Annotated in this window: 11 protein-coding genes; 7 read left to right on the plus strand and 4 right to left on the minus strand. The window is 66.6% G+C overall.

Translation table 11 applies throughout. The annotated features are described in order from the left end of the window. Positions 1–12: 12 nt before the first annotated feature. Complete coding sequence (gene leuD, locus CUREI_RS05335) at positions 13–603, plus strand: 3-isopropylmalate dehydratase small subunit (RefSeq protein WP_038611283.1); 591 nt, start codon at positions 13–15, stop codon at positions 601–603. 14 nt (positions 604–617) lie between these two features. On the opposite strand, the gene CUREI_RS05340 is transcribed toward leuD, so the two are convergent. The 3 genes from CUREI_RS05340 to CUREI_RS05350 are packed head-to-tail and all read right to left on the minus strand — an operon-like array spanning position 618 to position 2585. Further along, complete coding sequence (locus tag CUREI_RS05340; RefSeq protein ID WP_038611286.1) at positions 618–1082, minus strand: hypothetical protein; 465 nt, start codon at positions 1080–1082, stop codon at positions 618–620. Positions 1083–1085: 3 nt separating this feature from the next. Further along, on the minus strand, positions 1086–1550 hold the full coding sequence (locus tag CUREI_RS05345) for a YbjN domain-containing protein (RefSeq protein WP_038611289.1): 465 nt from the start codon (positions 1548–1550) through the stop codon (positions 1086–1088). A gap of 24 nt (positions 1551–1574) precedes the next feature. After that, positions 1575–2585 (minus strand): NUDIX hydrolase, encoded by a 1011-nt coding sequence (locus CUREI_RS05350; RefSeq protein WP_038611291.1) that lies wholly within the window; start codon positions 2583–2585, stop codon positions 1575–1577. Positions 2586–2675: 90 nt separating this feature from the next. Here CUREI_RS05350 and CUREI_RS05355 point away from each other — a divergent pair, with 90 nt between their 5' ends. Then, positions 2676–3674: an NAD(P)H-dependent glycerol-3-phosphate dehydrogenase gene (locus tag CUREI_RS05355; RefSeq protein WP_038611293.1), complete on the plus strand. Its 999-nt coding sequence runs from the start codon at positions 2676–2678 to the stop codon at positions 3672–3674. 21 nt (positions 3675–3695) lie between these two features. Further along, on the plus strand, positions 3696–4736 hold the full coding sequence (locus CUREI_RS05360; RefSeq protein WP_038611296.1) for a D-alanine--D-alanine ligase family protein: 1041 nt from the start codon (positions 3696–3698) through the stop codon (positions 4734–4736). A gap of 145 nt (positions 4737–4881) precedes the next feature. Here the strand turns inward: CUREI_RS05360 and CUREI_RS05365 are convergent, their stop codons facing one another. Continuing rightward, positions 4882–5811 carry a DUF3515 domain-containing protein gene (locus CUREI_RS05365; RefSeq protein WP_038611299.1) on the minus strand — a complete coding sequence of 310 codons (930 nt, stop codon included), beginning with the start codon at positions 5809–5811 and terminating at the stop codon, positions 4882–4884. Positions 5812–5844: 33 nt separating this feature from the next. On the opposite strand from CUREI_RS05365, the gene CUREI_RS05370 reads away from it, so the two are divergent. The 4 genes from CUREI_RS05370 to CUREI_RS05385 are packed head-to-tail and all read left to right on the plus strand — an operon-like array spanning position 5845 to position 11106. Next, positions 5845–6807: a thiamine-phosphate kinase gene (locus tag CUREI_RS05370; RefSeq protein WP_038611302.1), complete on the plus strand. Its 963-nt coding sequence runs from the start codon at positions 5845–5847 to the stop codon at positions 6805–6807. Continuing rightward, positions 6807–7448: a uracil-DNA glycosylase gene (locus CUREI_RS05375; protein WP_236627266.1), complete on the plus strand. Its 642-nt coding sequence runs from the start codon at positions 6807–6809 to the stop codon at positions 7446–7448. Before CUREI_RS05370 ends, CUREI_RS05375 begins: the two co-directional genes overlap by 1 nt. A 24-nt stretch (positions 7449–7472) precedes the next feature. Then, a complete protein-coding gene (locus CUREI_RS05380) occupies positions 7473–9002 on the plus strand; it encodes a DAK2 domain-containing protein (RefSeq protein WP_038611305.1) in 1530 nt (509 codons plus the stop codon). A gap of 1 nt (position 9003) precedes the next feature. Further along, the gene (locus tag CUREI_RS05385) at positions 9004–11106 is read left to right on the plus strand and encodes an ATP-dependent DNA helicase RecG (protein WP_038611309.1); all 2103 of its coding nucleotides are present in this window, start codon (positions 9004–9006) and stop codon (positions 11104–11106) included. Positions 11107–11110 lie beyond the last annotated feature (4 nt).

The raw sequence follows: 11110 nt of genomic DNA on the forward strand, positions 1-11110 counted from the left end.
AGGAGCACCCCAATGGAGAAGTTCACTACCCACACCGGTGTCGCCGTGCCGCTGACGCGGTCAAACGTGGACACCGACCAGATCATCCCGGCGCGCTACCTTAAGCGTGTGTCCCGTACCGGCTTTGAGGACGGGCTGTTTTCCAACTGGCGCGAAACCGAGCCCGGATTTGTGCTGAACCAGGGCGCGTACAAGAACGGCTCTGTCTTGTTTGCCGGGCCCGACTTTGGCACCGGATCTTCGCGCGAGCACGCTGTGTGGGCGTTGATGGATTACGGCTTCCGCGCCGTGTTCAGCCCGCGGTTCGCCGACATTTTTCGCGGCAACTCCGGCAAGGCGGGCCTGCTGGCCGCCAATCTGCCTGAGTCGGACATCGAGCTGATCTGGAAGCACCTGGAGCAGCACCCGGGCGAGACCGCTACCGTGTCGCTGGAGGACCGCACGGTCACCGTCGGCGAGAACACCTTCGTCTTCGAGGTGGACGACTACACCCGCTGGCGCCTCATGGAGGGCCTGGATGACATCGGCTTGACGCTCCGCGACGAGGGCGCCATCGAGCGCTTTGAGGCGCAGCGGCCCGCGTTTAAGCCGGCCGTGCGCTAGGGGGCGCGGAAAATCTAACCCTGCTGCGCCATCGCGTCGATCTGTTGAAGCACCTGCGGCGCGAACGCAGCGAGGAAGTCCCGCGACGCGGCCACCACGCCTTGGATGCCCGTGAGTACGTGGGATTCAAACTGCGCATCCGTGTAGCCCCAGTGTCCGGGCATGCTGTACGCCACGCCGAGCGCCGTGATGCCGCGGTTGGCGTCCTTCAACGCCGTTACGGTGGGATAGGCCTTGGTGTAGTTGTACTGCTCGACCCACTCGCGGACCTCCTCGTAGCGGTCCTGGCCAATCGAGTCCACCGCCACGGTGGAGATCACGTTCACATTCGGTTCGATGTGGCTTATCTCCAGCCCAATTCCGGCGAAGCCGGAGCGGATGGAAAACTCTCCCGCGTCGTCGTACTGCCAGCCCTGCTTGGCAAAGACGTCTTTCGCGCGCTGGATGGTGAGTGGCTTCAATGTGTCGGTAGTGCCCATGGTTTACGCCTCCTTAGCGGTATCGGTGAAGGATTCCTCGCGGCCCGGGAAGGCCTCGCGCAGTTTGCCCGCTACGTGGTGGATCGCAGAGAAGAAGTATTCGCACATCTCGCGCAGCTGCTGGTCGGCGAACCCGTCTCCGGAGAAAAACGGCGCTTCCATGATCGCGATCGCCGTGCCGTCCTCGCGCTGCACGGGGTGCACCCGCACCAGCGGCAGGGAGCGGTTGAGGGAGTTGGCGAGTTCGCGCAACGTCTCCACGTCCGCGGGCTGATCCAGCACGGCCATCCACCGGGACGTGGCCTTAAAACCTTGGTTTTCCACCTCGAAGAAGACCACCAGGCCCGGAAATGCGGTTCGGACCTCGCCGTTGCCCTCGCGGTAGAACTTCAAATCCATCGCGGTAAGCGTCGAGGCGATGCGGTCCTGCGACACTGGGGGAAACGCAGTCTGGGATGGGGAAGTCATGGGAATGTACGTTCCTTTCTTGTACTACAACACCGGGAGCGCGGAGGGCACGTAGTCCGCGCCCGTGAGCTGGCCGTCGCGGAAGCTCAGCACCCACACGGATCCCTTCTTGGCGTGAATGTGCGTGTCGATGGGCAGGGTGCCCTGTGCAGAGAGCCAGGCCAGCATGCCCGGAATGATCTCACCCTGAGCGCAGATGACGCTGGTGCCTCCTTGCGCAATCACGTCAGTGAACGCGCGCTGTGCGCCGACCATGTCGGTGAGCCAGGCGTCGTCGCCGAAGCGCTCGTTCACCCCGACGTCCAACCCGAGTTCATCCGCAAGCGGGGCGACGGTGGTTTGGCAGCGCTCGGGCGCAGCGGAGTAGATCCGCTCCGGTGCGAACGCGCTGAGCAACGGCACTAGCATCTCGGACTGGCGGCGGCCCTTCTTATCCAGGGGGCGCAGGTTGTCGTCACCGGACCACTTCTCGCGGTCGTGGGCGCGCGCGTGGCGCACGTAGAGCACACGCGCATCCGCTGGGGTGCCGAACCGTTTCTTCGCTTTGTGCAGCACCTGGCGATCCAAGTCGTACGTCATCAGGGGGATGGCCTGGTCGATGGGCAGCCAGCGGATCTCGTCCACTTCGTTGTTGGGCGTGAACTCGCCGCCGGTGACTTCGCCCGTCCAGTAGTAGACCACCTTCGTGGTCTTTTTCACCGGGTACACGGTTTTGCCCAGCAGTTTGCCCAGCCGCACGTCGTAGCCCGTCTCCTCCTTGATCTCGCGCACAGCGGTCTGGATCAAGGATTCGTCGGGATCGACCTTGCCTTTGGCCAGCGACCAGTCGTCGTAATGCGGGCGGTGGATGCAGGCCACCTCGACGGAGTCCGGGGTGTTGAGGTCCCCGCGCCACAGGACCGCGCCAGCGGCCAAGGTGGTGCGCTCGAATTCCTCGTGCGGGTGGTTGGGAATTTCTTGGAGGCGCCCGGTGAGGAACATCTCGCCGTGCGTGTCCTTGTCCTGCTCGTGCAGATGGCCGTCGTGTTTAGGCATACATGCCATTGTGTCGCACACCTGGCGGGCGCGCTACGTCCAGGCTGGGTGGTAGGTTGAAGCGGTTGAAAACGCTGGGAGGACGCACCGATGGTCAACGTGGCAGTACTGGGCGCAGGTTCGTGGGGGACCACCCTTGCCAAAGTGTTCGCAGACGCTGGCAACCCTGTGGCCCTCTGGGCGCGCAGGGACAGCCTTGCTAACACCATCCAAGCAACGCGGGAGAACCCCGAGTATCTGCCTGGCATTGAGCTGCCGGCGGCGATTCATCCCACATCAGACGCGGCGGAAGCGCTCGACGGGGCCGCCATCGTCGTGTTCGGAGTGCCCAGCCAAACGATGCGCCAGAACCTGACCGCGTGGGCGCCGCGTCTGCCGGGGGACGCCACGCTCGTGTCCATCTCTAAGGGCATCGAAACCGGCACCCATATGCGGATGAGCGAGATCATCGCGGAAGTCACCGGCGCGAGCGAGGACCGCATTGCCGTGCTCAGTGGGCCGAACCTCTCGCGTGAGATCGCGCAGGAGCAGCCTGCCGCCACCGTGATCGCCTGCGCCAACGAGAACCGTGCCAAGCTGGTCCAGGCTGCGTGCGCGACGGGCTACCTGCGCCCGTACACCAACACCGACGTCGCCGGGTGCGAGATCGGCGGCGCCACCAAAAATGTCATTGCGCTCGCGTGCGGCATGGCCGCGGGCCAGGGGCTGGGCGACAACACGCTGGCCACTTTGATCACCCGCGGGCTGGCGGAAACCACGCGACTGGGCAGCGCGCTGGGGGCAGACGCCCGCACGTTCGCGGGCCTTGCCGGCATGGGAGATTTGGTGGCCACCTGTGCCTCGCCCCTGTCGCGCAACCGCACGTTCGGCGCCGCGTTAGGCCAGGGCGCGACCATGGACCAAGCGCGCGCCGCCACGAAAGGCCAGGTGGCGGAGGGCGTGGTGTCCTCCCGCAGCATCTTCCAGCTCGCCGCGGAGCACTCGGTGGAGATGCCAATTACCCAGGCCGTCTACGCCGTGTGCCACGAGGGGATGAAGGTGGCCGACGCAATTGCCGCGCTGATGGGGCGCAGCAAGAAGGCGGAGTAGGGGGCGGTAGGCTTAACGCCCGTGATCCGCATTGCTGTTTTGTACGGTGGCATGTCCACCGAGCACTCCATTTCCTGCATCTCCGCCGACTCGGTCATGTCGCACATGCCCGCCGAGTACGAGGTATTTCCCATCGGCATCACCCAGGACGGCGTGTGGGTCGAGGGCGTGACCAATCCGGCGGAGGGGGCGGAGCTTCCCGTCGTCAAGCACGGGCGCGAGGTTGCGTTCTCTTTGAACCCGCAGCGCAAGGGCCTGCTTTACGACGTCGCCTCCGGCGAGCCCCTGACCACGGTCGATGCCGTCTTCCCGGTACTGCACGGCAAGTACGGCGAGGACGGCACGGTGCAGGGGCTGCTGGAGCTCGCCGGCGTGCCGTACGTGGGCCCGGGAGTGCTGGCCTCCGCGTGCGGCATGGACAAGGAGTACACGAAGAAGCTGGTCTCGGCGGCGGGGATCCCGGTCACACGCGAGGTGATCTTGGACCGCGCCCGCGAGCTCACCGACGCCGAGCGCGATCACCTGGGGCTGCCGGTGTTTGTGAAGCCGGCGAACGGCGGGTCCTCTATCGGCGTGTCCAAGGTGACCAGCTGGGAGGAGCTCCCGGCGGCGGTAGCGCTCGCCTTAGAGTCCGATGACAAGGTCATTGTCGAGGCGGAACTGGTGGGGGACGAAGTGGAGGTGGGCGTGCTCGAGCGGCCCGACGGGACCGTCACCGCCTCGGTGCCCGCCAGGCTCAACGGCACGGAAGACTCCGCGGAGGGCTTCTACGGGTTTGAAACGAAGTACCTGGAAGAAGGCGTTACCGCGAGCATCCCGGCGCCGTACTCGGACGAGCTCATCGCCCAGCTGCAACAAATGGCGGTGACGTGTTTTCACGCGTTGGACTGCAAATCGCTGGCTCGCGTGGATTTCTTCGTCACCGACCGCGGCCCGGTGCTTAACGAGGTCAACACCATGCCCGGCTTCACCGCGATCTCGATGTACCCGCAGGTCTGGGCTGCCACCGGGCTGGAGTACCCGCAGCTGCTGGACACCCTGGTGCGTACGGCGCTGCGCTAGGTCAGTGTCCTTCCGCGGCGCGCTTGTGGCCCTGGGGCCCGCCTGCACTGCCCAAATCCAGCTACAAGGATCCAGCTAACGGCCTCCTGGGCGCGAATAGCTGGATCCTTGTAGCTGGATCCGCGCCAACACAGGGGCCGGGCGGTCACCGCTCCGTGGTGTGCTCCGCAATGAGGTTGGTCAAATTCGTGATTGCCTCGTTGCTCTCCGCTTGGGGCAAGGAAGCGGCGACTTGGACGTCGCGGCCCATGGCGTACCAGGTGGAGGCGGTTGTGCCGTTGGCAAGTTTCACGTCCTCGAACCAGGGGATCCCGTTGACCTGATCAAGGCGCGCGCCCGGCCCGTAATTTTCCGGCTCCGCAACGCCGCAGCGGAGCACAATCGCATCGCGTCCCGGCGCCGACCACGCCACGGTGTGCGGGCTAGCGACGTCGACGCGGGTGTAACCGTCAGCAATTGTCTCCGGCGCGGCGGCGAGCAGGGCGTCGCACCTACCGGTGTCGCCGGCCTCGGCGAGGTTCGACAGCGGGGCGGTGCGCTGCTCCGGGGCGGGCCCGGTCAGCGCGCCGGTGGGCAGGGACATCACCGGGGGCTGGCCGTCGCGCAGCTGCTGCAGATCGGCGGTGACGGCCAAGATTGGTGAACGGTCCACGGTGTACCAGGTGGCGAGCGTGGAGCCGGGGGTGAGATCGTCTACGCGCAGCCAGCGGGCGCCCCCCAGGTCCTCCGTGGCGGCATAGGGGGTGTACTGCGCCGGCGCGTCCACACCGCAACGCAGCGTGATGCGCTCGGTGGAGGAGGCTTGCCACGCGGCGGCCCCGTCGGGCGCGGGCTGGGCCAACTCGGCGCGCTTGAGGCCGGCGAGGGTGTCTGGGAGATCGTCGACAAGGGCGGCGCACTCGGGAGAATCTGCTTCAGGCGCGGGCAGTTCCGTCATCGCCACAGGCTGAAGTGCGACACGCTGGAAGTACACCCGCGCACCAACTAGGACGCCGAGCACCAGCAGTACAGCTAGCCCAAGGCTGATGTATATGGTCGTGCGGTTAATCTGTGGGTCGTGCGCCGTCGAGCTCATGGCGGCAACTGTAGTGAAAGGGCTGGCGAGGACGTGATTGAGACAGGCTTTCCCACCGGCGGGCCGACCTTGCGTGAGCTTGGAGAGCGCGAGGTGATCAACCGCATCCGCGCGCAGGCCCCGTCCACGGTCAACGGCGACGACGCCGCGGTGCTGGCCCCCGCTGCCCCGAATTCGCGGGTTGTCGCCGCTACCGACATGTCCGTGGAGGGCATCCACTTCAGTGCTGACACCACGACTCCTTACTGTGTGGGCCGCAAAGTGGCGCTGCAGAACTTTGCCGACATCGAGGCCATGGGCGCGCGCCCTATCGCGGCCCTGATGGCCGTTTCGGCCCACCCCGACACAGCGGTGCGGGTGATGGAGGACATCGCCCGCGGGGCAGGGGACATGGCCGCCCAGTACGCCTGCGAGCTCGTCGGCGGGGACGTGACGAGCGGCGAGCGCCTGGTCGTGTCGGTGTCGGCCATCGGCACGCTCGGCGGCAACCGCCCGCCGTTGACGCTGGGCGCCGCGCGCCCCGGCCACCGCGTGATCGCCCACGGGCAGTTCGGCTACTCCGCTGCCGGGCTTGCGCTACTGCAGGCCGGCGTAAAGATTCCGGAGGAGCTCGAGCCGCTGGTAGCCGCGCACCAGGTGCCGCAGTTGACGCCGGGCAGCGGGGTGGTTGCGCGCGCCGCGGGTGCGTGCGCGATGACGGACAATTCGGACGGCCTCATTCGCGACATTTCGCAGATAGCGGACGCCTCGGACGTGGGTATCGAGCTGGCGTCCAACGCGCTGGCCCCCGATGCGCTCCTCGTGCAGGCTGGCAGCCTGCTCGGGGTGGACCCGTGGGAATGGGTGCTCGGCGGCGGAGAGGACCACACGCTCGTCGGTACGATCGAGGGCTCTGCGCCCGTGGGTTTTCGTTCCATTGGTACCGTCTCTAAAAAGCCGGGCGTGCGTATCGACGGCTCCGCGTCCTCCACCGACGCAGGATGGGAGAGCTTCTGATGCTTCCGGTACACGAAACCTGGCAGGCGCCGCTGGCCCCAGTGGAAGACCAGATCCACGCGATGGGGGACTTTTTACGCGCTGAAGGCAAGTACCTCCCGAAAGGCCACGACATCTTGCGCGCCTTCGCTGACCCGTTCGACGACGTGCGGGTGCTCATCCTCGGCCAAGACCCGTACCCCACGCCGGGCCACCCGATGGGGCTCGCCTTTTCCACGCAGCCCGGGGTGGCCGCGCCGCGTTCTCTGGTGAACATCTACAAGGAGCTCCAGGACGACCTGGGTTTTCCGCCCCGCGCGGACGGGGACTTAAGCTCCTGGTCCAAACAGGGCATCCTGTTGCTTAACCGGGTGCTCACCGTGCGCCCCGGTAAACCCGCATCCCACCGCGGGAAAGGGTGGGAGGCCGTCACCCAGGCTGCCATCGAGGCGTTGGTGCAACGCGATGCGCCGTTGGTGGCGGTGCTGTGGGGGCGCGACGCGCAAACCGCCGCTAGGTTTCTCGGCGACACCCCGCGCATTGAATCGCCGCACCCCTCGCCCCTGTCCGCGTCCGGGGGATTTTTCGGCTCCCGTCCGTTTTCGCGCGCCAACGAAGCGCTCGAGGCGATGGGTGCCCAGCCGGTGGACTGGGCGCTCTAACCAGACACTGTAAACTCTCCCAGCATGTCCGCATCTCCACTTTCCGACGGCACGCGTCTGCTCGCATGGGCGCGCCGAGCCGCCGGCGAGCTGGAACGCAGGCGCGCCGAAATCAACAAGCTCAACGTCTTCCCGGTGCCCGACGCGGATACCGGCTCGAACATGGCGCACACCATGGCCGCCGCGGTGCAGGAGGCGTCGCAGTTACCTGAGGAGGCAACCCTCACCGAGGTGGCGGAGGCCCTCTCCGTGGGTGCGGTGCGAGGGGCGCGCGGCAACTCTGGCGTGGTCCTTTCCCAGGTCATGCGGGGCCTCGCCCAGGCGTCGCGGCGCGACATCGAAGAAGGGGAGATGCTGGCGGATGCGTTGAACAGCGCTGTTGGGTTTGTCGGCCGTGCGATTGCCGAGCCGGTTGAGGGCACCATCATCACCGTGCTGCGCTCCGCCGCCGAGGCAGCCCAGACAAACGAGGGGCGTTCGCTCGGCGACGTGGCAACCGCGGCGACCGCAGGCGCCCGCAACGCGTTGGCGTTAACCCAGACCCAGCTGCCCGAATTGCGCGAGGCGGGCGTGGTCGACGCCGGCGGGGCGGGTCTCGTGGCGGTGCTGGAGACGCTCGCCCAGCCGCTGGGCGAGCCGGAGGACGTCGTGAAGCACGAGCCCACGAACGCTGGCCACGGTGTGGCTGCCGAGCTGGAAGTGATGTTCAACTTCCGGGGTGACCTCGACGCGCTGCAGGAGCAGCTTGCCGGGATGGGCGAAAGCCTGGTCATCGCGCGGCTCGACGAGCAGGACGGCAGGGTGCACATCCACTCCCGCGAGGCGGGCGCAGTCATCGAGGCGGCGTTCGCGGCCGGCGAGGTCAGCGAGCTGCGGCTGGAGGTGCTCCCAGGCGAAGCGCCCCGCGGGGCACCCGCGCGTCTCGTTATCGCAGTGACGCCGCCGGGTTCCATCGCGTCACTGTACGGGGCATCCGGTGCGGTGACAGTCGCGCCGGGCCCTGACGTGGCTCAGGCCATGTTGAACGCGATCACGCGCTCGGGCAGCGAGGAGGTCATCGTGTTGCCCAACGGCCAGCTCAGCAACAGTGAGCTCGCGGAGGTCGAGCACGCTGCGCGCGCCGTGGAGCAAACCATCACGATCCTGCCCACCGTGCGGCTCATCTCCGGCATCGCGGCATTGTCCGTGCACGACCCCGCGCAGCCGCTCGCCACTGCCGCGTTCACCATGTCAGAGGCGGCCGGGGAGATGCGCACGGCCTTGGCCGTTCGTGCCGAGAAGGGGGCGCTCACGGTGTCGGGGGCGGTGGCCAAGGGCGACGTGGTTGTCACCACACGCGGCGAGCACATGCTCATCGCGGACGAGCCGTTGGAGGCGGTTGAGCGCGCGTGCAGGCGGTTGCTGGAACACGGCGGCGAGCAGGTGAGCATCCTTTTCGACCCGGATGAATTGCACGCGGAGGCGCTGGAGCGGCTGGGGCAGAGCCTTGGCGTCGACGTGATGGTTTATCCTGCAGACGGTCTGCAAGCCTGTGCGGAGATCGGGGTGGAGTGACATGCTGGGGTTCGAGGACACACGCCCGTTGAACCTGGTCATTCCGTTGAAGCAGGCCAAGGCGATTGGCAAGCACCTCGACATCCACACGTGCGGGGAGCTGCTGCGCCACTATCCGCGCCGCTACCTGCATTACGGCACCGGGGCCGACCTTACCGGGGTAGAGCCGGGCGATACGCTCACCGTCATCGGCACCGTCACCGCCACCGAGCAGTTCACTACCAACAAGCAGCCGAAACGGCCGATTTACAAGGTGCACGTCGACGACGGCCGCCAGGTGTTTTTGGCCACGTTTTTCGGGTCCCACTACGCGCAGCGCGTGCTCAAAGAGGGCCGGCGCGTCATGCTTACCGGCAAGTACGACGTCTTCCGCAACCAGCCGCAGCTGTCGCATCCGGATTTCGTGCTTCTGGACGGCCCGACGGAGGCCACCGGATCGCTCAAGCAGCTGGGGCATTTCGGCGACATCGAGGACATGCTGCGCGGGCGCGAGTGGCTGCCCATCTACCCGGCGGTGAAAAACGTCAGCACCTGGACCATCATGGGCGCCGTTCATAAGGTGCTGCAGTCGCTGCCGCCTATCGACGAGCCTCTCGGTTTCACCCCCATCGGCTTTGTACCCCTGAACTCGGCGGTGCGCCAGATCCACGAGCCGGGGCCCGACGGCCCGTCGCGAGCCCTGCAGCGGCTGAAGTACGACGAGGCGCTGTCAGTCGCGCTTGCCATGGGTGTGCGGCGGGCGGATGCGCAGGCGCGCACCGCGCTCGCACTGCCGCGCGTCGCTCGCCGGGACCAAGACCTGTTGGTGGAGCGGTTGCCATTCCCGCTTACGGCCGGACAGGACGAGGTAGTTGCGGAGATCTCCCGCGACATGGCGGATACCGTGCCGATGAGCAGGTTGCTGCAGGGCGAGGTGGGCTCCGGCAAGACCATCGTGGCGTTGATCGCGATGCTCCAAGCCGTGGACAACGGCGCGCAGTGCGCATTCTTAGCGCCCACCGAGGTGTTGGTGATGCAGCACGCCCGCTCGATGACCCAGGTGCTCATGAACGCGGGCGTGCCCGCCAGGGTGGTGGCGCTGACCGGATCAATGTCCGCGGCCCAGAAACAGGACGCACTGCTGAAGATCGTCTCCGGCGAGGCGGACATCGTGGTCGGGACCCATGCGCTCATCCAGGACGGTGTGGATTTCTTCCAGTTAGGCCTGGTGGTGGTGGATGAGCAACACCGCTTCGGGGTGGAGCAACGGGACGCTCTTCGTGCCAAGGCGGGGGAGACAACACCTCACCTGCTGGTGATGACGGCGACGCCGATCCCGCGCACGATCGCTATGACCGTCTTCGGGGACCTGGCAGTCTCCACCCTGCGCGAGCTGCCCGGGGGGCGAAAGCCCATCCAGTCCGCGGTGGTGCCGGAGTTCAAGCCGCGCTGGGTCGCGCGGGCGTGGGAAAAGATCCGGGAGGAAGTCGCCGCCGGGCACCAGGCCTATGTCGTGTGCCCGCGCATTGAGGGCGAGGGCGGGGTGCTCGAAATGTTCGCCGAGCTTGCTTCCACCGAGTTCGCGGGGCTGAGCGTCGCCTTCCTCCATGGTCGAATGAGCGGCGAGGAAAAAGATGCCGTGATGGCGGATTTCGCTGCCGGTGGAGTGGATGTCTTGGTCGCCACCACCGTCATCGAGGTCGGCGTGGATGTGCCCAACGCGACGGTGATGATGGTGCGCGAAGCGGAACACTTTGGCGTGTCCCAACTGCACCAGTTGCGTGGGCGTGTGGGGCGTGGCGGTAACCAGTCCCTATGCCTGTTCCATACGCTCGCGGAAGAGCACACGCCGTCCTTTGAGCGGGTTGCCCAAGTCGCAGCTACGTCCGACGGGTTCGCCCTGGCGGAACTCGACCTTCTGAACCGCCGCGAGGGCGACGTGCTGGGTAAACAACAGTCCGGCACGCATCGCACACTGCGGCTTCTGAACTTGGTGGAGGACTTTGAGGTGGTCCGCCGCGCCTACGACGACGCCGCGCGCCTGGTGGCCGACAACCTCGAATTCGCCCGAGCCGCCACGGCGGACTTCGTGGCAGAGGACTTTGAGTATTTGGACAAGAGCTAGCGCG

This window comes from Corynebacterium ureicelerivorans (assembly GCF_000747315.1).
Lineage (GTDB): Bacteria > Actinomycetota > Actinomycetes > Mycobacteriales > Mycobacteriaceae > Corynebacterium > Corynebacterium mucifaciens.

What these genes read in the sequence shown, in the direction of transcription:
- CUREI_RS05345 (WP_038611289.1), bottom strand. Translation starts at nt 1,550, where the DNA reads ATGACTTCCCCATCCCAGACTGCGTTTCCCCCAGTGTCGCAGGACCGC.
- CUREI_RS05355 (WP_038611293.1), top strand. Translation starts at nt 2,676, where the DNA reads ATGGTCAACGTGGCAGTACTGGGCGCAGGTTCGTGGGGGACCACCCTT.
- CUREI_RS05350 (WP_038611291.1), bottom strand. Translation starts at nt 2,585, where the DNA reads ATGCCTAAACACGACGGCCATCTGCACGAGCAGGACAAGGACACGCAC.
- CUREI_RS05365 (WP_038611299.1), bottom strand. Translation starts at nt 5,811, where the DNA reads ATGAGCTCGACGGCGCACGACCCACAGATTAACCGCACGACCATATAC.
- leuD (WP_038611283.1), top strand. Translation starts at nt 13, where the DNA reads ATGGAGAAGTTCACTACCCACACCGGTGTCGCCGTGCCGCTGACGCGG.
- CUREI_RS05375 (WP_236627266.1), top strand. Translation starts at nt 6,807, where the DNA reads ATGCTTCCGGTACACGAAACCTGGCAGGCGCCGCTGGCCCCAGTGGAA.
- CUREI_RS05340 (WP_038611286.1), bottom strand. Translation starts at nt 1,082, where the DNA reads ATGGGCACTACCGACACATTGAAGCCACTCACCATCCAGCGCGCGAAA.
- CUREI_RS05385 (WP_038611309.1), top strand. Translation starts at nt 9,004, where the DNA reads ATGCTGGGGTTCGAGGACACACGCCCGTTGAACCTGGTCATTCCGTTG.
- CUREI_RS05380 (WP_038611305.1), top strand. Translation starts at nt 7,473, where the DNA reads ATGTCCGCATCTCCACTTTCCGACGGCACGCGTCTGCTCGCATGGGCG.